At 42.2% G+C, this 21,214-nt stretch carries 16 protein-coding genes; 6 read left to right on the top strand and 10 right to left on the bottom strand.

Annotation, left to right across the window (positions count from 1 at the left end):
- Positions 1-635: 635 nt before the first annotated feature.
- Both RMY63_RS14770 and RMY63_RS14765 read left to right on the top strand, forming a co-directional pair.
- Positions 636-1,145, top strand: coding sequence for a hypothetical protein (locus RMY63_RS14770; RefSeq protein ID WP_322729419.1), 510 nt, complete (start codon positions 636-638; stop codon positions 1,143-1,145).
- A 48-nt stretch (positions 1,146-1,193) separates the two neighbouring features.
- Entirely contained in the window at positions 1,194-2,081 is an 888-nt protein-coding gene (locus RMY63_RS14765; RefSeq protein WP_322729418.1) for a hypothetical protein, read from the top strand.
- Positions 2,082-2,273: 192 nt separating this feature from the next.
- Here RMY63_RS14765 and RMY63_RS14760 read toward each other — a convergent pair whose 3' ends face one another.
- From RMY63_RS14760 to RMY63_RS14735, 6 genes are all read right to left on the bottom strand, one after another.
- Positions 2,274-2,996 (bottom strand): hypothetical protein, encoded by a 723-nt coding sequence (locus tag RMY63_RS14760; protein ID WP_322729417.1) that lies wholly within the window; start codon positions 2,994-2,996, stop codon positions 2,274-2,276.
- A 408-nt stretch (positions 2,997-3,404) separates the two neighbouring features.
- On the bottom strand, positions 3,405-3,599 hold the full coding sequence (gene rpsU / locus RMY63_RS14755; protein WP_069073011.1) for a 30S ribosomal protein S21: 195 nt from the start codon (positions 3,597-3,599) through the stop codon (positions 3,405-3,407).
- Positions 3,600-3,991: 392 nt separating this feature from the next.
- The gene (locus RMY63_RS14750; protein WP_292779617.1) at positions 3,992-4,306 is read right to left on the bottom strand and encodes an RNA recognition motif domain-containing protein; all 315 of its coding nucleotides are present in this window, start codon (positions 4,304-4,306) and stop codon (positions 3,992-3,994) included.
- Between the two features lie 402 nt (positions 4,307-4,708).
- On the bottom strand, positions 4,709-5,569 hold the full coding sequence (locus tag RMY63_RS14745; protein WP_322729416.1) for a 3'(2'),5'-bisphosphate nucleotidase CysQ: 861 nt from the start codon (positions 5,567-5,569) through the stop codon (positions 4,709-4,711).
- A 231-nt stretch (positions 5,570-5,800) separates the two neighbouring features.
- Positions 5,801-6,658 carry a sugar kinase gene (locus RMY63_RS14740; RefSeq protein WP_322729415.1) on the bottom strand — a complete coding sequence of 286 codons (858 nt, stop codon included), beginning with the start codon at positions 6,656-6,658 and terminating at the stop codon, positions 5,801-5,803.
- A gap of 278 nt (positions 6,659-6,936) precedes the next feature.
- Positions 6,937-7,527 (bottom strand): PadR family transcriptional regulator, encoded by a 591-nt coding sequence (locus RMY63_RS14735; protein ID WP_322729414.1) that lies wholly within the window; start codon positions 7,525-7,527, stop codon positions 6,937-6,939.
- A 383-nt stretch (positions 7,528-7,910) separates the two neighbouring features.
- Here RMY63_RS14735 and RMY63_RS14730 point away from each other — a divergent pair, with 383 nt between their 5' ends.
- Positions 7,911-8,324 (top strand): hypothetical protein, encoded by a 414-nt coding sequence (locus RMY63_RS14730; protein ID WP_292745367.1) that lies wholly within the window; start codon positions 7,911-7,913, stop codon positions 8,322-8,324.
- Positions 8,325-8,389: 65 nt separating this feature from the next.
- On the opposite strand, the gene RMY63_RS14725 is transcribed toward RMY63_RS14730, so the two are convergent.
- Entirely contained in the window at positions 8,390-9,952 is a 1,563-nt protein-coding gene (locus RMY63_RS14725) for an NAD(P)/FAD-dependent oxidoreductase (RefSeq protein ID WP_322729413.1), read from the bottom strand.
- Positions 9,953-10,484: 532 nt separating this feature from the next.
- Here RMY63_RS14725 and RMY63_RS14720 point away from each other — a divergent pair.
- Together RMY63_RS14720 and RMY63_RS14715 are read left to right on the top strand one after the other, a co-directional pair.
- Positions 10,485-11,459 carry a DNA polymerase III subunit delta' gene (locus tag RMY63_RS14720; RefSeq protein ID WP_322729412.1) on the top strand — a complete coding sequence of 325 codons (975 nt, stop codon included), beginning with the start codon at positions 10,485-10,487 and terminating at the stop codon, positions 11,457-11,459.
- Between the two features lie 183 nt (positions 11,460-11,642).
- Positions 11,643-12,836, top strand: coding sequence for a Coenzyme F420 hydrogenase/dehydrogenase, beta subunit C-terminal domain (locus RMY63_RS14715; RefSeq protein WP_322729411.1), 1,194 nt, complete (start codon positions 11,643-11,645; stop codon positions 12,834-12,836).
- Positions 12,837-12,938: 102 nt separating this feature from the next.
- Here the strand turns inward: RMY63_RS14715 and RMY63_RS14710 are convergent, their stop codons facing one another.
- From RMY63_RS14710 to RMY63_RS14700, 3 genes are all read right to left on the bottom strand, one after another.
- Entirely contained in the window at positions 12,939-13,298 is a 360-nt protein-coding gene (locus RMY63_RS14710; protein WP_322729410.1) for a VOC family protein, read from the bottom strand.
- 154 nt (positions 13,299-13,452) lie between these two features.
- Complete coding sequence (locus RMY63_RS14705) at positions 13,453-15,105, bottom strand: response regulator (RefSeq protein WP_322729409.1); 1,653 nt, start codon at positions 15,103-15,105, stop codon at positions 13,453-13,455.
- 1 nt (position 15,106) lies between these two features.
- Positions 15,107-19,819: a PAS domain S-box protein gene (locus RMY63_RS14700; protein WP_322729408.1), complete on the bottom strand. Its 4,713-nt coding sequence runs from the start codon at positions 19,817-19,819 to the stop codon at positions 15,107-15,109.
- A gap of 209 nt (positions 19,820-20,028) precedes the next feature.
- Between RMY63_RS14700 and ldpA the strand changes: the two genes are divergently transcribed.
- Entirely contained in the window at positions 20,029-21,210 is a 1,182-nt protein-coding gene (ldpA, locus tag RMY63_RS14695) for a circadian clock protein LdpA (RefSeq protein ID WP_322729407.1), read from the top strand.
- The last annotated feature ends 4 nt before the right edge of the window (positions 21,211-21,214 follow it).

Genomic DNA, 21,214 nt, shown 5'->3' with positions numbered 1-21,214 from the left:
GCTGCTGGTGATCTTGCTCCTGTCGCTCTTACTGCTCCTGCTATCAACGGTTAATCATAATCTGAGATACGCTCTTCACGCTTAATCCATAAACAAAAAACGCTCTCCCAAAAAGGGGGGGCGTTTTTGCATTGGATTAATTGCTACGTTAAGTATGGCACTGCACAGTTAATAACTTTATGGACAAATATCCTTAAGCCATTTTTCCCGGTGTTACGCGGAATGGATAAACTGCAATACCCTCTATCCCGAAGCCAAAAGCCGCAGGGACTACTTTTCAAAGTTTGCCATATCCTTAGCGATTCCCTCGCCATAACCAAATTTATTCGCTCTTTTACCTATGCTTGTCTCCTAATTTTTAAATCAAGGAAGCTTGTAGTAGCAGGATTTTCACCCATTGGTTAAAGGTCATCGGGTGCAAGGATATTCAGACAATATTTTTACCATTTTTGTCGATAAAATCATTGAATATTTACAACACTTTTTTGAAGTGCAAAAATGACCGTTATATTTAAGAACTTAGGAAATAATTATCAAAAAGTAAATTTTACAGTTAATAACGGTCCAGAACGGGTAATAATTGCTAGCAGCGCAGATAATTGCCTTAAAGCTCAAGTATCAAGGAGAAGCCAAGAATGATTTTACACCGTGGGCGTAGGGTAGTAGCCGCTTTGTTGCTGTCAGTGTTACTACTGGCAACAGCCTGTAGTCCAAAAACACCTGGACGTTTTGACCAGGCACAAAAAGAAAGCACTCAACAAAAAAGTGGTCAATCGGTAGCTAAAACTGCAACTCAGGGTAGCGAATTTAATAAACTTTTCCCAAAAGCTAGTGATGGCTACCAACGCGTCTATACCCAAGAGAAAAAAGGCTTTGCGGAAGCGAAGTTGAAAAAAGGCGGTAAAGATATAGCGGTGCTGTCTATTTCTGATACCACTAGCACACCTAGTGCAGCTGCAAAGTTCTCGAAAAGCACTAAAAAAATTGGTGGTTATCCTGCAATAGAAGTTGGTAAAACGCAAACTGCAATTTTGGTAGGTAAGTACCAAGTAAAAGCACTTTCTCGCGATCCGTCATTTACAGCTAGCGATCGCGAAGATTGGTTAGAGAAGTTTAATCTTAATGGTTTGGCTAAACTGAAATAATTTGCACTATTAACATTCAGATAATAAAACCTAAATAAGGAGATTTTTGTGAGCAAATCGATTGTTGAGTTGGTTGATCAATTGCCAACTGGCGGCTTAACTGTTTCTATGTTGAAGTCCCTCGATTTTGTTGCTCCTGGAGAGTGGCAAAATACCGTCGGCTTTGTCAACACTATTAAGGCTGTCACTGGCGAAGACGACGAAGATTTAATTCAGCAAATTGGCGAAAGAGCGATTTATCTATTCAACGATAAATCCCAAGGATACCAAACAGCTTTGTGGTTATATCAAACTGTTGATGCTACAGATAAAGCGCTTGGTGCAGCAGCTTTAGCTAACAAAGTCGGCGAAAAAATTCCTCTGTTGGGTTTTTTAAACTCTGTCACTCCCAAACCTGATAAAGCCCAAACTATTGATTTGACATTAAAATTAGTGGCTGAGTTGGTAGCCTTCTGTCAAATTAATGGCATTCCAGGAGACAGTATTGGGGATTTTGTCGCCTCTTTAGGTGAGTATAGTGGTGAGTCACTGATCCGCATGGTGGCATTAGTTTGCGTTGATGGTTTGATACCTTTGGGCCCAGATTTTATCAGCAAAGCGATATCTGGGCTGAATCAAACAAATCCACAGGAGTTAGAACAAAACTCGACTTTCCAAAACATCAAAGATGTGATTCCAGGGAACAATGCTGGCAGTAAACTCAACTTTATCGGCGAAAGCTTTGACTCAGTTAAAGGTTGGATGAGTGGGTTAGTTAGCGCCAATAATTTAACGCCGCAAAAGGTTGTCCACAACTTGCAAAGTTTTACCGATATTGCTGATGACAAGTTGGACTACCTCGCAGCATTCCTGGATGTAGCAACAAATTATTATGAGCACACTGGCACACAAACTTTAGCACATCGCTTGATTGAACGTGCGGTGGCTGAGATTTAGGTTAATGGGGACTGGGGACTAGGGATTGGGGACTGGGGACTAAAGATTAGGAAGCAAGATTTCCTAATACCCAATACCCAATAGACATCTCCAGAAACGACGTAGGCACAATTCATGAATTGTGCCTACCAAGGATTTCGGGCAACGCAGAATTAATTTTCACTCCTATGTCTAATACCCAATCCGCAGTCCCTATTGGGGTAAATGCAAATCTGCTGCGAGCGCATATAAGTAAGGTTGAAAAATAGCCAAGTTTTCTAGTTTATCAAAGTTACCTGTTTGCGTACCTGTGTCAAATGCAGTAGTAATTACGTAAAGTTTACTGCCATCAAAGGCAACATGACCGATATGTTGCTCTCGTACTCCACCTTGTTGCTTAAGTCCGACGAACCCATAGCGGATTCCCTGAAGTTTACCAATGGGTACTGGTTGCGGTGGGTAGGCTGAGAAAGTAATTTCTTTTCCATATTCATCCTGACGATCTTTGGCAAACGCAGCGTAGTGGTCTGCAACCCAAGTCTTAAGTACTGGTAATAACTGGGTTTGGTACTTGGAACTTTGGTAGTCTATTAGGGAAGCAGTTGGAATACCAGCTGCTAAGAGTTTCTTTCGGAAATCCTCATTGTTTGCTAGTGGGTAAATGTTAATCTCAACTGTACCCAAACGTTTTCCTTTGGAGGAGACACACAGCAGGGGTGCATTTCCTTCACAAGGAGCAACTTGCCAGTTAGTTGGAGCAGCAGCATTTCCCAGAATTTTCTGCCAGATATTTCCCTGATTAGAGTTGGGAAGTTTTGCAGCGGTAGTAGGTTTTATTACTTTGGGTGGAGAAAATTGGGGAAGAATAAATTTGGCTCCTACTGGTATTGACACCAGCAAAATAGAGCCTAGTAATAAATGATAAAGTCGTAACATTTTCCTAAAAATCCAGAGCCAAGGATTGCAGACTAAACAAGTAATTTGTAATTCGTAATTCGGAATTAATTCAGTTTTGCCTCTAGCATTGGTCAGTAAAGCCTAAGTTTTTGTAGCGGAATAAACTACTGCTAAATGCAGATGTAATTTTGAATACAAAAAAGTTAAGCAAAGCGTTGACAATAAAGCAAGGTGGTATTTGCTCTGTTTTGGCTGCTGTTTAACATCATCATCCTTACGCAATTGAAAATTTATACGGTTAGTAGCGCTGAAAGTCAATACAGCGCTACTACGAACAGTGTTATTTTTTGATGTATGCCTAATTACTTGTGGCTTGCCTGGAGATATGGCAATAATAAAGAGATGCTGGCTGGATATTAAATCGAAGGGCAAATTTGCTTGGACTTTTTAATTGAAGCGAGAACGTTGTTGACGACGTTGCTTGTGCCTAGCAATTGCTTTACGCTTCTCTTTTTCTATGGGTGTTTCAAAGTGACGCTTTTTTCTCATATCTTGGAAAATTCCTGCTTTAGAAACTTCCCGCTTAAATCTTCTTAAGGCTGATTCAATACCTTCATTCTCCCCTAAAACTACTTGTGTCATTCTCATTCCTCCTTAATTTGGATGAATAGTTCAAGACTAGATGCCAAAAAAATATTCCAGCAGAATGGAGCCTTTGGCTTTATCTGCTGGAGACTGCGAACTACCCGACGCTGATGCTCCGCATACAGCACGGGCTTCCCAATTCATCGGCAACCGCCTCCAAAACTCCGTAATTCTTTTGGTCTTACATTGCCTCCAAGGGCAGGAGTCCTGGTTCCCAAGACCCACACTTTCCTTGCAACCTGTACCTATGAGCTTGGTTTTTGCTTGCCTTTATTGAGGGTCAAGATGGTTCAAGTTTACCACAAGAACTTGCTCATCCCGTCACTCCCCTGCGGGAGAGTGCGGGGCTTATACTGCTTCAGCTAAATGTGAAATTCTCAGGAATCGACTTAGTAGCGATTATTGTTGCGGCGGGCATTATTACCGCCACCCCAGCTACCGCGAGAGGAGTTGCTTCTTTCCTCACGAGGTTTAGCTTTGTTCACTTTCAAATCACGTCCCATCCATTCAGCACCATCAAGTGCATCAATGGCAGCTTGTTCTTGTGTGTCTGATTCCATTTCCACAAAAGCGAACCCACGCGGCCGGCCTGTTTCCCGATCTGTGGGTAGTTGAACACGGTTTACTGTTCCGTATTCTGCAAAAGCCTGCTTTAGGTCATCTTCTGTAACCTGATAGGACAGGTTTCCGACGTAAATTGACATAGAAATCTCCGAATTCAGGGAGTGTAGAGAGTTAAATTCGGAGAGACGGTTTTTAGAAATCAAAACGAGTTACTCAACCGAAAATAATCTTTATGTCCATGAGTGTAGCACAGCATTCAGCCTTTGAATATTGCCTGATAGTGAATTTTATTCACAAATCAAACCTTTAAGGACGGTTTGCAGACTTTCTAAAGACTGGCTTTTGTTGCTTGTACTATATAAGGTTACACTTTTAATCGGAGATCGTAATTAACTCGCGATCGCCCAGATATTTAGTGTTTTTAAAATTAAACTGTGGACTAAGTGGTAAAGATTATTTTCGGTAATGGGATTAATCATACCACGATCAACTGTCTTAAAAGTAAATTAAAGTAAATTAAAAAATATTTATTCTCAAGTATATTAGCTATGGTCAAACTGCGCTAAAATACCTTCTGCTTTTTTACATAGTAATTCGTGATATTCACCATTACTAGCTAGCAAACCTCCCCATTGATTGATATCACCAGTGTTATACTGCAAGGGAGTGCCGTCGAAGTGGGTAAATTTACCACCAGCTTCTGTTATAATCAGTTCTGGGGCGGCTATATCCCAGTCTTTGGGCGCAGACTTACCAGAAAGGGAAATATAGATATCTGCCTGTTGCTCGACAATAGTGGCGATTTTACAGCCGACACTACCCACAGATTTCTGGTTTTGGCAGGGTAAATTTTGTAGTAAGCGATCTAACCGTTGGTTGCGGTGAGAGCGACTAACGACTAAGGTTAAATCCTCAATTGGTTTACCTGACGACACTTGTAAAGGAACAGATCCGTCACGGGTTTCTACAAATGTACCCCCACCTTTGGTAGCGTAATATAACTTTTGAGTTTCTGGTACTGCTACCACTGCCAACACTGGGCGTGTTTCCTTGACTAAAGCAATGTGAACTGCATAGTCGCCAGTTTTTTCGATAAAGTCTCGTGTACCATCCAAAGGGTCAATTATCCATACCCAAGGGACAAAAGGCTGTCTACCACTACTTGGCGATTGATAAGTTTCTTCGCTGATGTAAGCAAAATCTTTGTTACCTAAAGTTGCTTGTAGCCTCTGCAAAATGTATTGACTCACAGCTAAATCGGCAACAGTGACAGGTTCATTCTGCTTATATTGGACTTCTAAGTTAGGGTCTTTTGCAGTACCGTGGTAATACGATCGCAGTATATCTGCTGCGCCCCAACCTACCTCACGAGCGATCGCTAATATTTCTTGTAAATCTTTCATTAATTTGGCCTGATCTAAAAATATATATAGCAAGGGACTGGGGACTGGGTGAAAAGTCTTTTTGTATCTAAGTTTTATCATCTGTTGATGTCCTAACCACCAAGGCTTGTGCTATATAACGTGATTAGAGGCGCACAGCGATACTTACTTTAACTAATTACTAATTCGTAATTCAAAGTCTTAAATTACGAATTACGTAGCTTGCTTCTCGCCAAAGGCGAGTATTACGAATTATCTTAAATCCATCCAGCACCGAGTACCAAAAAATTTACAGGAATCAGCAGCAATATTAGCTGCCAGTGACAGTGCATCAGTAAAGCTTTGCCTTAAAATGTAATGACAGAAAGCACCGTGGAAAATATCTCCAGCTCCTAACGTATCAACTGCTTGTATCTGCGGCACATCTACGATACCAGTTTTAGTGCCACTCAAGTATTCAATTGGTTCTTGCCCGTGGGTAATGGCAATGTGAGGAATGTCAAATCCACTGAGATAGCTAAAAACGTCTTCTCCAGTCTGGCAGTTGGGGGGATAAAAATTAGCTGAACAGATAGCGTAATCCACAAACGGTAAAATTTGCTCAAATCCAGGCTTCCAACTACCAGCATCGATCGCTACTGGGATATTATTGGCTTTAGCCATTTGAACTATGGAATCACCAACCGCCATCTGATGTCCATCAATTAGTACGATATCGACATTTTGCAAAATATCTGGCGGGATAGATGCGCTGCTAGCTTGAGTTTTGACAGCATTGATCGAAACCACGGCGCGTTCACCTGTGGCTTGAGTGACAACGATCGAAGATACAGGCGGTACTAAATCAGTGGTAGGCTCAAGGTCTGCGATCGCAACTTTGTAATTTGCCAAGTCACCTCGAATTAGCTGCGTCATTGGATGAGAACCCACTACACCTAAGACTGTAGCCTGATTTCCTAAATAATTGAAAGTTACAGCCGCGTTTGTTGCTGGGCCTCCTGCCGCTACAGTATAGTCAGTAGCGACAATCTTTTGATTATTCTTAGGGGCAGAGTCAGCAAGGTAAATCAAATCTAAAGTTACTAAACCTACAAATAATCCACGATTCATCTGCTCTTTCGTTCAAAATTCAATTTCTTTTTCTGGCTCCTGACCGAGACAATTTTAGATTTTGGATTTTGGATTTTGGATTAAATTCTAAAATCTAGAATCTAAAATAAAGGTTTCAAGCCTCTCCGTTCACAGAGAAGAAAATAAAAAAATCAATTTTCAAGCCTCTTCAATACATCGGAGAGGTTAATCCACGCATACGCTCTCTACGAGACGCTACGCGTAGCTTGCAACTCTTACAGAGTACGTGGACTCGCTAACGCTTCGCTATCGTAAATCTAAAATCTAAAATCGAGTGACTCCTGAATTCTTTCTTGGTAATATGGATATGGCTCTTGGCGACTGACAACATCGATTGCTGTCTTCAACCAATCAATATAAGTCTCTTCTCTTCGGATTACCAACTCCAGCACCAACCTTTGCATCACCTGCTTGCGGTTAGCAGATTCATCACTGAGTGATGGCAAATCGATGGTTTCACATTCAGCCAGCTTTTTGCTTCGAGCCGCCAATTGTTGCTCGAGTAGGTGAATGATGGTTTCATTCGACAACTGATCTGCAAAATGCAACTGGACGAGTAAAGGTTCTCTGATAGTCGGTAAGGGCTGATGAATCCCTAGCCAGCGGCTAAATTCGGCTTTCCCTAGCTCCGTCACACTGTAGACTTTGCGGTTGGGGCGATCGTGTTGAATTTCAATGTTACAGGTAATCCAGCCTTGCTCAACTAGCTTATCGAGAGTTCTGTAAATTTGTGCCTGATCTGCTGGCCATAAATGGGCAATGCATTGATCGAAGCAGCTCGTTTTCAGGTCGTAGCCCGTCATTTCTTGCTGCTGAAGAAGACCTAAAATTACATTTGCTAGCGACATGAAGATGGTTTTCCCATAATTGATATTTTCTCGCTCAGTTCTACACTATGTACTTCTTATAATTTTATGCTATTATATGATTAATCAAATATAAGATATAACGGTTATAAAAAGATATGTTTATTATAATGCTTCTTAGCAAGGAAACCAAATACATAAAAAACTCCATTCACAAGGGCATGGGGAAGAATTACCAACTCCCTTCAGGAGTGCTGTTAGCGGCTAGCTAGGGTTGAGCCAGTGCTGAGTAGGGAAGAAAAAGGGAATAGGTTACAGATTATTCCCTGTCTCCTGTAACTTCTCGCCCAATTCCATGCCCAATTCTCAATGCTTAGAAATTATTTAAGCCATTGAAGACTATTGTAACGAAAGGATAAGTAACATTGACTTCTAACACACTTACACAAAGAATACGTCAGCATCAATATCTGCGTGATTTACGAAACAAATTACTCTACCTTCACAAGATGTTGCTGGAGACAGAACGCATTGCCTACGAACAGATTAGTGGACGAGTATCAAGTGGAGAACTTCTTCAGCTAGTCATCGCTCATGAACAATTTGCTTGGCTACATCGCATTTCTGAGATGGTTGTGCAAGTTGATGAAATGCTCCAAGCAGATGAACCGATATTGCTGGACGATTTCCAAAAATTGATTGCTGATGTCCGTACACTCATTGTACCGTTAGAGACGGGTAATACCTTTGAGAGAAAGTATTACAACGCTCTCCAACGCGAACCTGGTGCTGTGTTGGCACATGCAGAGATATCCAGATTTCTCACGTCTAAGGTTTGATTGCTAATTTACCCAAACAGTGCTGAGTACAAAAGTAAGAATCGTACTCAGCACTTCAGCACTCATTAACCAACTGCCACCAAAGGCTGAGGTATTTCAGTTTTATGCCATACCGATTGTCCTGTCAGCAATTCTACAACATCCATCCCATTCCCAATCACACCTGGTACACTCGGATATCCAGCACTTGCTCCGACGAAAAACAGGTTAGATAACTCTGTCGTATATCCCAGACGATTTAAACCAACCTGTTTGGGAATTAATTTCGCACCGTAAATATTACCCTGCGGCTGTCCTAGATAAAATTCGCTGGTGGTAGGTGTGCCGTAAACTTTCATCCGGGCGTAGTTGTCCACATCTGGAATCAAATCTCGTACACTTGTCATCATCTGCTGATAAACTTCTCGCTTTTTGGCTTTATAGGCTTTTGGATTAGTTTTGTGCAGATTTTCAAATGGTTTATAAGAACAGACAGTCGCAATCTCTAAAACCTGATGTCCTTTTGGCCCCATACCTGGTTCGCTAGATTTCATCGTTGGACAAGAGAGGAAAATCCACGGATGACTTAAGTCACCTGCCAATTGTTGTTGATATTCTCTATTCAGGTCGCCTGTGGGATAATACCAAATATTCCAATTACCGATGCCGTAACGTTGAGGATCGAAACGGCTATCTAAACCCAAGTAGATATTGAAAGCACTGGCTGAGTATTCGTAACTGGTTAAACGTTGATGCTCTTTGTGACTCAAAGATTCAGAATCATGCATCAACTCTACTGTTAATTTGGGGTCGAGGTCGCTGATATAAGCTTTGTTGGCACAATAGCTTATACCATCGGCAATGACACTATGGATATTGTGGTTACTAACTTGAATATGGCTTACCGGAGTTGAGTATTTGATTACACCTCCACCTGTGGTAATGACGTTTGCAATGGTATTAACAAAGTGTTTGAAGTGATGTTTGGGATAATAAGCACCTTCTGAGTAGTCCCAAGTTAGAGAAGTGTGCGTGAGTAGCGCAATTTCTTCTGGTGGTAGTGCATAGTCGCCACTTTGCCCCGCCAACAATGCTTGTAGTTTAGGTGATAACCCGATATGGTTATACAAATCTTGTAGAGTCCAATTGCGCTTCAAAAATAAATTCAAATATTTTGGTAATTTTAACCAGTCAGACAGCTTCCGATCAAACCAGTGTACTTCCTGCACTAGGCTGCGAATTTCTTGGTGGAGTTGCTGAATTTCATTGCAGTAACGGTTGATAGGATTAGCTTCTTCTGGAAATGTGGAGAGTAAACGCGATCGCAAATTTTCCCATCCCAAAGGAATTTTGAAATCTGCCTCTGGTGTAATAACTCGATCGATGCAGTCAAAATCGAGGCTATTAAAGGGTACATCTTGATTAAGATAGTGGAGAAATTGACCTATAGTCTGACCAGAACCACATTGAGAAATGTAATGTACGTCAGCACAAAAACTATATTCCCCGTAATCAAAGGTGTGACAACATCCACCAGGTAAATAATGTTGTTCTAGAACTGCTACTTGATAGCCTTGTCGAGTTAAACAGGCTGCGGCCGAAAGTCCGCCCAATCCGGCTCCCAGTATCACATAATCGAAGATTTCCATATCAGTCTCCTTTGGCAATCTTGATTTCGGTGTTATGGTCTTTTATCGCTGTTTTTACCAGTAGAAATGCCAAAATACTCAGCGCCTCTTCATCTAGCAGTTTTCATTCAATGAAAATAGCTAGAGAAACCATTCGAGAGAAGGTGCAAATATTTTTATCGCTGATAGTAACAATTGTACCTTCACCGAATATTCTGATATTTAGCTGCGGCAATTTTTGCCAACAGCCTCACTAACATTTAGATGCCCTGAAGGATGTTTAAAAGTTCACTGATTTAATTTAGAGTAACTGCAAAAAACTTAGCTTAAAATCCCTGTTGAAGCTTGCAGATAGTTAGCAGGCGATAATTTAAGAATTTAAGCCCTATGCTCTTTATCCTTTATGTATTAATCTTATCGAAACTATCAAAACTTGTTTGAAAATGGTTGCTTTTCTTCACAAAAACTTACTAAAGTATTAATTAGCTCAAACTATATAGAAAAGCAAAGAAAAAATAATAACTCTTAATTCTTAACTCCTAACTAATAATTAATGACTAACGATCCATTTGCACCAGTTATCGGACAACAGCAAGCTATAGAATTACTTACTCAGGCTGTCAGACAAAACCGGGTTCCTCCAGCCTACTTATTTGTGGGGCCAGATGGTGTAGGCAGAAGTTTAGCAGCTAGATGTTTTGTGGAATTGCTATTTTCTAGTGGGATCGGAGTTACTACTTCTTTACAAAATCGTTTGCGTCAGGGAAACCATCCAGCTTTATTGTGGGTGCAACCAACGTACCAATACCAGGGACAACGATTAACAGCAGCAGAAGCAGCCGAAAAAGGACTCAAGCGTAAAGCGCCTCCTGTAATTCGACTAGAGCAAATTCGGGAAATTACCGAGTTTTTAGGTCGTCCGCCTTTGGAAGCGCCGAGGAATGTGGTGGTGCTAGAAGAAGCGCAAACAATGGCAGAAGCCGCAGCGAACGCTTTACTTAAAACCTTGGAAGAACCAGGACAGGCAACATTAATTTTAATTGCACCGACACCTGAATCTGTGTTGCCAACTTTGGTATCACGCTGTCAACGCATTCCCTTTTATCGCTTAGATGCACAGTCTTTGGTTGTTGTACTCACACAAACAGGTCATCAGGAAATTTTGCAAAATCAGGCAGTATTGAGCATAGCAGCTGGTAGTGCTGGAAGTGCGATCGCATCTTATGAGCAATTACAAGCTATTCCCCCTGAGTTACTTGAAGACTTGAAAAAAGCGCCTAAATCTTACCGTAACGCCTTAGAGTTAGCCAAAAAAATTGATCAGGATTTAGATACAGAAGCACAATTGTGGTTAGTTGATTATCTTCAGCAATTCTACTGGCAGCAGTGGCATCAACCTAGTATCATTCACCAGGTAGAACAATCTCGAAAGCACTTGCTTTCTTATGCTCAACCACGGCTAGTTTGGGAATGTCTGCTTTTATCTGTGTATCAAAAATCAAATTCTATTTCTCCTACTCATCGCTGAGTGTGATTGTATAGCAGGGGGCAGAAATTCTTTAATTTTGAATTTTGAATTTTGAATTGGTATTACTTTGCGTCCCTCTGCGTTTCAAAATATTACAATGTCTTGTTCAATCTCTATCGTCAAGTTCATAGCCAGTGAAGGTATTGTAATAAAAGCGATTCCTGGATAAAACAAAAAGTTTATATGACCTCAGTTTCTCCTCACAAAAAAGCCAGAGCCTTAAAATCTACCAGCCGCCGCCCAGCCAAAGAACTCTGTAGCGAGTGCGGACTATGCGACACATACTATATTCACTATGTCAAGGAAGCTTGCGCTTTTATTAATCAGCAAATAGGCGAACTTGAACAAGAAACACACACGCGATCGCGCCATCTCGAAAACCCCGATGAACTCTACTTTGGTGTTCATCAAGACATGATAGCGGCGAAGAAACAGCAACCCATAGAAGGCGCACAATGGACGGGTATTGTTAGCAGCATTGCCATTGAAATGCTTAATCACGGCTTAGTTGAAGGTGTCGTCTGCGTGCAAAACACCAAAGAAGACCGCTTTCAACCCATGCCCGTCATTGCCCGGACTCCAGAAGAAATACTAGCAGCACGAGTAAATAAACCAACGCTTTCTCCGAACCTTTCGGTATTAGAACAGGTAGAAAAATCGGGGATGAAGCGGCTGTTAGTAATTGGTGTTGGTTGCCAAATCCAGGCATTAAGAGCCGTAGAAAAACAACTTGGTTTAGAAAAGCTGTATGTTTTGGGTACGCCCTGCGTAGATAACGTTAACCGCGCCGGACTGCAAAAATTCTTAGAAACCACCAGCCGATCACCTGATACAGTTGTGCATTACGAATTTATGCAAGACTTCCGGGTTCACTTCAAACATGAAGATGGCTCATCAGAAACAGTGCCTTTCTTTGGCTTGAAGACTAACCAACTCAAAGATGTCTTTGCCCCATCTTGTATGAGTTGCTTTGATTACGTCAACTCCCTAGCTGACTTAGTTGTTGGCTATATGGGCGCACCCTTCGGCTGGCAATGGATTGTAGTTAGAAATGACAGTGGTAAGGAAATGCTGGATTTAGTAAAAGACCAGTTAGATACTCAAGCAGTGATGTCTAAAGGCAACCGCAAAGAAGCCGTACAGCAAAGTATTCCCGCTTACGATAAAGGCGTTACCCTCCCGATGTGGGCAGCAAAACTAATGGGTGTGGTTATCGAAAAAATCGGCCCCAAAGGTCTAGAATATGCGCGATTTTCCATTGATTCCCACTTTACTCGGAATTATTTATATGTGAAACGGAATCATCCAGAGAAATTAGAAGCGCACGTTCCAGAGTTTGCCAAACGTATTGTTGGGCAATATAAATTACCAGAATAGAAGAGGGATTGGGGCATTGGGCATTGGGCATTGGGCATTGGGGATTAATTATTCTCCCCTGCCTCCCCTGCCTCCCCTGCTCCCCTGCTCCCCCACTTCCCCTTACTGCTGACTCAACTCGATAATATTCCCATCTGGGTCTTGAGTGAACAGGGCAGCGCGACCGGAGGCGCTGGCTTGAATGGGATAATTCTGATTAAGGAATTCTTGTTTTGCGGCGTCTAAGTCAGCTACTGTGAAGGCGACGTGGGAATTACGTCCCCATTTTTTGTTTGGATTTTCCGTGGGGACAGTGGTTGCAACTATCAAGTGAATTTGATAGTTGCCGACTTGATACCATGCACCAGGGTAGTTTAGGGAACGATCTATTTTAGATAATCCCAATACTTTCCCATAAAAATGTTCAGAGCGTTCTAAGTTAGTCACAAGAATCGCTGTATGGAGACTTTGGGTAATCTGCATTGTTAGTTAAGATGTTAGTAAGATGCGATCGCGTTTATTTAGATTTTGGCGTAGTTTGAACTCTTTCGGTGAGTGAGAGAGGCACGAGGAGAAGAATTAATAACCAACGCCTAATGACAAAGGACAAAGGACTAATGACAAATGACAAATACCATCACAAACTTAAAGGCAGCTGAACTGTAAACGTTGTCCAGCCCTGAGAACTGGTAACTTCAATCGTGCCTTGGAGATATTCTACTAACTTCTTAACTAATGTTAAACCTAATCCTGCGCCGCTCTGTTGCCAGCGTTCCCGTTTCGGGTTGCCGTAGGCATCGCTTTCAGGAATGCGGTAAAACGGCTCAAAAATTCGAGATTGTTCTTTTTTCGGAATTATTACCCCAGAGTTACTAATTGTGATTTGAAAATAAGGAACTTGAAAATTATGTAATACATTAGATTTAGCATATTCATTTGTCAGAGTTTTTGTGATGTCAATTACCTGAACATTTAACACAATCTGTCCATCAGGTGGAGTGTATTTACAAGCATTGTTGAGTAACTCTGAAACAATTTCAGTCAGGCTAGCCAAGTCTGAAACTAAAGGTGGTAAATCTGGAAAAACACTAACTTCAAAAGACTGTTGCCTAGCTTTAGCGCGTTCTTGAAAATACTCGGCAACGTGAGGCAGCCAGTTTTGCAGTTGAATTGAAGTTAATTCCAATGGATAGAGATCTGCATCAATCATTCGTAGATGCAATAAATTGTCAACCAACTCTAGTTCTTGTTCGCACTGTTCACGCACAATACCTAAATAGCGACCTACAGATTCAGAAGGAGAAAATGTGTTTGAATTTAAGATTCCCTGCCGATCAAGAATATTTTCTAGCACAGAGATTGCCATTTTGATATTTGACAAGGGCGTTCGCATTTCATGAGAAGTGGTTGCCAGAAAATCCTCTTTTAACTGGTTCAGACGTTGAAGTTCTGCCACACGAATTTCTAGTTGTTGGGCGCGTTCAGCTGCGAGATTACGTTCTTCGGTTAACCGTCGTTGCGTGTCATCCCGGAAAACCAATACGGCTCCTGTAATTACACCACTGTTATTTCTTAGGGGAGTAGCACTATCAGCTATTTGTATAGTTATCCCGTCTCTAGCAACCAGTAGGATGCCACTGCCCAAATATATAGTAGTTTCTTGTTGGAGGGCTACAATAATTGGATTTTCTATCGGCAACTGAGTTTGTTCATCAATGATTTTGATAACTTCAGTTAATATCTTGTCTTTAGCTTCATTCCATTGCCACCCTGTCAGAGCTTCAGCTACCTGATTGATGTATTTAATATTTAATTCAGTATCGACTACAATTACCCCATCGCCCATTCCCCCAAGCACAGAACTCAAAAATTGCTCGCGATCGTAGCGATTGAGTGCTGTTTGAATGGCAACGTAAAGTTCTTGCTCCTTAATGGGTTTGAGAATGTATCCAAAGGGGGATGTCAGCGTTGCTCGCTCAACAGTACACTGATCGGAGTGGCCTGTGACGTAAATAATCGGAATTTGCAAATGATGCCAAATTTGCTCTGCTGCCTGGATTCCGTCTATTTCACCCCGTAACCTAATATCCATTAAAATCAAGTTTGGGTGTAATTCATTTGCTTTTGCAATTGCCCCTTCGGCAGAATCAGCAATATCTAAAACAACGTATCCTAAAGATTCTAAACTTTCTTGTAAGTTGATAGCGAGGATATATTCATCTTCAACAACAAGGACTCGAACTGTCTCTTTTGTCTGCGTGTTTGATGATATGCCAATTATTTTCATCATGTCATGCCCGACCGTTTGTAAATGTAATTTTGAACTCTGTTCCCTGTTGAGAGTCAATTTCAAGCTTTCCTCTGATCTGCTTGACTAAACCCTGGACAAGAGTTATACCCAGCGTTTTAGTTTTCTTACTATCAAAGTTTTCAGGTAAACCAACACCATTATCTCTAATAATGAGTATCAAAGTAGATGCGGATTCTTGATAAAACTTAACTTCAATTTTTCCTCCAAAATTACCAATAAAGGCATATTTCAAAGCATTAGAAACCAGTTCGTTGATAATCAAGGCACAAGGAATGGCGGTTTCGATGTCGAGGCTAGCATTATCAACTTGAATATTTAGTTGAATGTGGCTGGAACTGACATTATAAGAATCAAATAAATGAGTTGTTAAATCTGGAATGTATTGAGCGAAATCAATATCAGCGAGGTCTTCAGAACGGTATAGTTTTTCATGAACTAGGGCAATGGAAGCAATGCGGTTTTGGCTATCGCGCAAAATAGCTGTCACCATAGGCTCTTGTGTTCGTCTGCATTGCATTTGCAGCAAACTGCTAACAATTCCTAAATTGTTCTTAACACGATGATGAATTTCTTTGAGTAATACCTCTTTTTCTTTCAGAGAGGCTTTGATTTTTTCCTCCGCTTGCTTTTGCTCAGTGATATCTTGTTGGATAGCCACAAGGACGCTTCCATACTCAGGATGTTCAAAAACGGAAGCGGTAGCGCTACACCAGAATGGAGTGCCATCTTTTTTAATATTATGGACTTCATAGGTTGCTTCAGCATGTTTCAAAATAGCAATGCAAATCGCCTGACTAACATCTTCAGGTGTATTATTTTGATCACCGTAGTTGATAATCGACACATGCTGACCAATTAATTCACCAGGTTCATAACCAAACATCTGCTCGAATTTAGGATTGGCGTAGACAAACACGCCATCTGTGACACGAACTAGGCAAATTCCTTCTGCCATGTTGCGGGTAATCACTGCTTGCAACTCTAACATTTGTTCAGCGCGTTTGCGATCGCTGATTTCAACTACAACAACGCCTATGCTAATCGGTTCATCGGCTTCAGACTGAATCGGAAAATAGGAAGCTAGCCAAGTCCTGATTATACCTGGAAATTTTGGGGTTTCTCCACTGATTTCCAAATCCAGAATCGGTTCACCCGTTGTTAAGATATGTCGAAAGAGTTGCTCTTGCTTTGGTGCTATATCAGGGACAATCTCCCACGGTGTCTTACCAAAATGCGTCGCTGCGGGAATACCATTAATTTCTGCTAATGCTTCATTAATTAATGAATAACGTAGTTCCCGATCGAGAATGGTTATACCAACAGGTGCATTATTGATGAAGGTATCCAATAACTTTTGCTTGTGAGCCAGTTCTCGCTCCAAAATCTTACGTTCTGTGATGTCGATCGCCACTCTACCCACTAGCTTTTGTGCAGACAATCCGAGAATCGGGAATTTGTATACCAAGAACTCACCAAGGGAACCGTTTGGTCGAGGAGCAACTTCAATTACCTCAATTACCTGATTTGTCTGTGTAATTGTCTGAATATGATCGAAATGCTGCCGAGCAATTTCATCTGGGTAAAGGTTAAAAATGGATTGCCCAATCACCTGTTCGGATAGTAATTTAAATGTCCGCAGGTATGTTTGATTTAAGTAAAGTACACGCCCATCTGTATCAGTGATCCAAGCTAACACTGGGCTGTTGTTCATAAATGCCTGGAATCGGGCTTCACTTTCTTCCAAGGCTGCTTCTGCTTGTTTTTGCTCACTTACATCAATAATTACGCCCAGCATCCGTACAGGTTCGCCTGCTTCGTTGTAAACACCACGCCCTTTCCCCGTCAGCCAGTGAACCCTACCATCAGGAAAAATCACTCGATATTCGCCTTGAAAATTAATATGTTGTGCTAGTGCATTTGATACAGCTTGTTCGATTCGGTCAACATCCTCTGGATGCACGCGATCGCGCCATAGTTGATAACTGGCTGCTGATATTTCTGGCTCTAAACCTAACAAACGATAATGGTTGTCATTCCAGATAACTTCGCCTGTTTGAACATTCCAATCCCAAAGACCGATGTGGTTAAATTCCAAGGTTAGTCTCAGTTGTTCTTCACTTTTGGCTAAGGCTGCTTCGGCTTGTTTGTGTTCGCGTAGCGCAGCTTGTCGATCGCTGATATCCCGATGAGTACCAGTCATTCGCAGAGGATTACCATCTGCATCTCGCATCACAACCTTACCGTAGTTGGCAATCCATTTGCATTCGCCCGACTTAGTTCGGAGTCGATAGTCAAATTTGTACTGTGCTGAACTATCCTTAAGGTGATCTGCCAAGATTTTCTCCACCCAAGGTAGATCGTCTGGATGAACTAATTGCTCCCAGGTACTAAAATCCTGTGGGAGTTCATCAAAGCCGTATCCGAGCATTTCTAAATAGCGAGGGCTGTAATACACCTCTCCAGTCAAAATATTCCAGTCCCACAAAGCGTCTCCAGAAGCCTCAAGGGCTAATTGTAGTCGTTCCTCACTTTCTCGGAGAGTTATTTCTGCCCGTTTACGCTCTTCTTCATCATGCTTCCGTGCAGTAATATCCGTGATTCGTACCAGTTGCATCACAGTACCAGCGACTGTAATTTGTTTGGCGGCGATGTTTCCCCAAAAGGGTTTGCCCTGCTTAGTAATATATTCAATTTCTCGACTCCAAAACCCTTGCTGGTTAATTTCTTCCACAAAGGTGGCGATTTCATTGGAAGCAAACGGTTGTTTTTGTAGAGTATTACCTTCAATGTTAATCAGTTCAGCTTTACTAGAGGCTGCAAATAGTTTGACTGCTCGATCGTTACAGTCAGCGATCAGTAATGTTTCGACATCTACCAAAAAAAGTGCATCAGCGGATTCATTATAAACAGCTTCTAGCAAGTCACGACTACGAATGATTTCTAATTCGGTTTGTTTACGTTCTGTAATATCTATAATCGCTCCCAATAGCTTAACTGGCTGCCCTTGAGCGTCATAAGCTATCTCTGCTTTCGACTCAACGTAGCGCACTGAACCATCAGGTCGGATAATTCGATACTCAAGGTTCAAAGGGGTTATTTGGGTAATCGCCTGTTCGAGTTGGGTCTTAATCAAGGCGCGATCGTCTGGGTGAATCATTTGGAGAAGTTCTGCTTGGTTGGGTTCGCCTTGAGTGGTATTTAGACCAGAAATGCGAAAGGTTTCCATTGACCAGCAGCCCTTTTTGGTTTCTAAATTCAATTCCCAACTGCCTACATGAGCGATTTGTTCAGTAGTGGCTAGCAGTGCTTCACTTTGCCGGAGTTTTTCTTCAGCCTGTTTGAGTTCGGTAATATCTCGCCCTTCTGGAATCAACAAAACAACTTGACCTGTCTCGTCTAAAAGCGGACGGAGTGAAAAATCAATTGTTGCTACCTGGCTATTTGCACCGAGAACATCAACTTCATAACGGATAAACTCCCCTTGAGCTGCACGAGCGATCGCTTGTTTTAATTCTGCTTGAGTTTGCGGTGAAATTGTCCACCAGTATGCTTCCCAAAAAGGACGATCAATCACATCTTTAAGCTTCAGTCCGCCAAAATTTAGCGCCGTCTGGTTCGCCTCCAGTAAAATGCCAGCTGGCGTTAGCAGCCCTATGAACTGGAAAGTGTTATTGAAAATGGCACGGAAACGGCGATCGCTTTGGTGCAATTTGGCAGTGCGTTCTTCTACTTTGGCTTCTAACTCGGTGTTGAGGGTTTGAAGATTGTGGTAAAGTTCGGCTTGTTGGATAGCGATCGCTAGTTGCACTGTCAGTTGCTTGAGCAACTCCACCTCAAATGTCTGCCATTGTCGGGGGGCAGAACATTGATGTACGATAAATAGCCCCCAGAGTTCAACTGCTTGAGTCTCCTTGCTCTCTAACAAAATGGGGACAACTAAATTCGCCTTCACCTGAAACTGTTCCAAAAGTTGAATATGGCTATTACTTAAACCCGCTTCGTAGATGTTCGTCGCTGCCCAGATTTTTCCTTGGCGATATTCTTCCCCCTGATTTTCCTGAAAATAGTTATCTTCAATCTCCAGTCCTAAGATTTTTGTCCATTGGGGTAATACCGACTCTGCTACGATATTACCCAGCATTTTAGGCGTAAATTGATACAGCAGTACCCGATCGGCGTCCAGTAATTGGCGGACTTCTTGAACACTCGTGGCAAGGATATCTTGAAGCCTCAACGATTGGCGAATATTAAGAGCGATCGCTCCTACTAACTTTTGTTGTTCCTGTTGTTGTTTTAGCTGCCGCATTAGCTGCATCTGCTTGATCGCCCCATGAACAGCTCGACAAAAATTATCAGTGGTCAGTTTTCCCTTGACTAGATAATCTTGCGCCCCACTCTTGATAGCTTGGACTGCGATCGTTTCGTCTCCCTGTCCAGTCAGCATAATTACTGAAATTTGGCTATTATTAGAAGTTTGCCTCTGTAGCTGAGTGAGAAATTCCAGCCCGTCTAAATCTGGTAATCGATAGTCCAACAAAATCACATCTGGTATTTTCTCTTGACAAGCTTGTAGCGCCTTATTTCCAGACTCAAATTCGTAAATATCATAAGTGTAGCGATCGTCCCGCTTTAGGAAGCGTCGATACAAAGCTTTATCTTCAGCAGAGTCTTCTACAAAAAATACAGTTGTCATGTTGTCGGCCTCCTAAGACAGCTGCGGGAGTGGGGAGTGGGGGGCAGGGGAGAAGTTGTAGTAAGTCTTTCCCCTCTGCCCCTTTGCACCTCTGCCTCTTGTGCCCACCAATGCCCCATGCCCAATTCAATAAACCCTAAATCAGCAAATTCGGACTTTTTCTTGATCGCAGACTACTATTTTTAGTCGCATAAACGCATAATAGAATAGTGACTGATCTGTTCGTACCTTTACAATCTCTCAAACAAGGTGACTGGTTCAAGCTGATCTGCGGAGCCAGCTTCCAGCATTTGCCGGCAGTCAGAAGTTTAACGTTAGCCTATACTTTGGCGGGCGCTGACTGCATAGATGTTGCAGCTGATCCAGCAGTAATTGCAGCAGCGCAATCAGGGCTACTTGTAGCCAAATCTCTGGCTAGGGATGCCCAAAAGCGAGGTTTTGACTACAAAGGCAATTTACCCTTTTTGATGGTCAGCCTAAACGATGGAGAAGATCCCCATTTTCGCAAAGCAGAATTTAATCCTCATGAGTGTCCTACAGACTGCCCTAGACCCTGTGAACGGATTTGTCCGGCACAAGCGATTGTGTTTGACAGTATCAAAGAACACTTTTCAGGAGTAGTATCCGAAAAGTGTTATGGCTGCGGTCGTTGCATACCAGTTTGCCCTTATAGTATAATTTATACAGCTTCATCCGTGACAACGCCGGGAGCGATCGCGCCATTGGTAATGTCAACAGGAATAGATGCCGTAGAAATCCATACAAAAGTTGGGCGGTTGGCAGAATTTGAGCGATTATGGCAAGCAATTTCACCGTGGGTCGATCAACTAAAGTTATTAGCTATCAGCTGTCCCGATGGCGAGGGGATGACTGACTACTTAAGGGCGCTGTATGACCTGATTGCCCCATTTAATAGTGCTTTAATTTGGCAAACTGACGGTCGCCCGATGAGTGGTGATATTGGCGATGGCACCACAATAGCTGCGGTGAAATTAGGGCAAAAAGTTTTGGCAGCTAAGTTACCCGGATATGTGCAGTTAGCAGGCGGCACAAATAAGTATACCGTTGCGAAGTTAAAGGCGATGGGACTACTGAAAGAGGCAGGGGGAGCAGGGGGAGCAGGGGGAGCAGGGGGAGCAAGGGGAGCAACAACCTCCTCATCTCCCTCATCCCCCTCATCTCCCTCATCTCCATCCATTTCTGGGGTCGCCTATGGTAGCTATGCCCGTGTACTGCTGTCACCAATTCTCGAACAGTTAGAGAATAAGGAGGTAAGTAACACCAATATTAAGGCGACTGTTCGCCTAGAAGAAGATGAAGTATTGCTTTGGCAAGCTGTAGAACTTGCCCATTCTCTCGTTTCCCAGATCAAGTCACAGCAGGAGGGTTAATCGC

This window comes from Nostoc sp. ChiQUE01b, from assembly GCF_034531255.1.
Lineage (GTDB): Bacteria > Cyanobacteriota > Cyanobacteriia > Cyanobacteriales > Nostocaceae > Nostoc.
This window is presented reverse-complemented; position numbering and strand designations above follow the sequence as displayed.

Bases quoted from the DNA above. Each gene is read 5' to 3' on its own strand.
- RMY63_RS14770 (WP_322729419.1), top strand. From the start codon at position 636: ATGATTTTACACCGTGGGCGTAGGGTAGTAGCCGCTTTGTTGCTGTCA.
- RMY63_RS14760 (WP_322729417.1), bottom strand. From the start codon at position 2,996: ATGTTACGACTTTATCATTTATTACTAGGCTCTATTTTGCTGGTGTCA.
- rpsU (WP_069073011.1), bottom strand. From the start codon at position 3,599: ATGACACAAGTAGTTTTAGGGGAGAATGAAGGTATTGAATCAGCCTTA.
- RMY63_RS14750 (WP_292779617.1), bottom strand. From the start codon at position 4,306: ATGTCAATTTACGTCGGAAACCTGTCCTATCAGGTTACAGAAGATGAC.
- RMY63_RS14745 (WP_322729416.1), bottom strand. From the start codon at position 5,569: ATGAAAGATTTACAAGAAATATTAGCGATCGCTCGTGAGGTAGGTTGG.
- RMY63_RS14740 (WP_322729415.1), bottom strand. From the start codon at position 6,658: ATGAATCGTGGATTATTTGTAGGTTTAGTAACTTTAGATTTGATTTAC.
- RMY63_RS14735 (WP_322729414.1), bottom strand. From the start codon at position 7,527: ATGTCGCTAGCAAATGTAATTTTAGGTCTTCTTCAGCAGCAAGAAATG.
- RMY63_RS14725 (WP_322729413.1), bottom strand. From the start codon at position 9,952: ATGGAAATCTTCGATTATGTGATACTGGGAGCCGGATTGGGCGGACTT.
- RMY63_RS14720 (WP_322729412.1), top strand. From the start codon at position 10,485: ATGACTAACGATCCATTTGCACCAGTTATCGGACAACAGCAAGCTATA.
- RMY63_RS14715 (WP_322729411.1), top strand. From the start codon at position 11,643: ATGACCTCAGTTTCTCCTCACAAAAAAGCCAGAGCCTTAAAATCTACC.
- RMY63_RS14710 (WP_322729410.1), bottom strand. From the start codon at position 13,298: ATGCAGATTACCCAAAGTCTCCATACAGCGATTCTTGTGACTAACTTA.
- RMY63_RS14705 (WP_322729409.1), bottom strand. From the start codon at position 15,105: ATGATGAAAATAATTGGCATATCATCAAACACGCAGACAAAAGAGACA.
- RMY63_RS14700 (WP_322729408.1), bottom strand. From the start codon at position 19,819: ATGACAACTGTATTTTTTGTAGAAGACTCTGCTGAAGATAAAGCTTTG.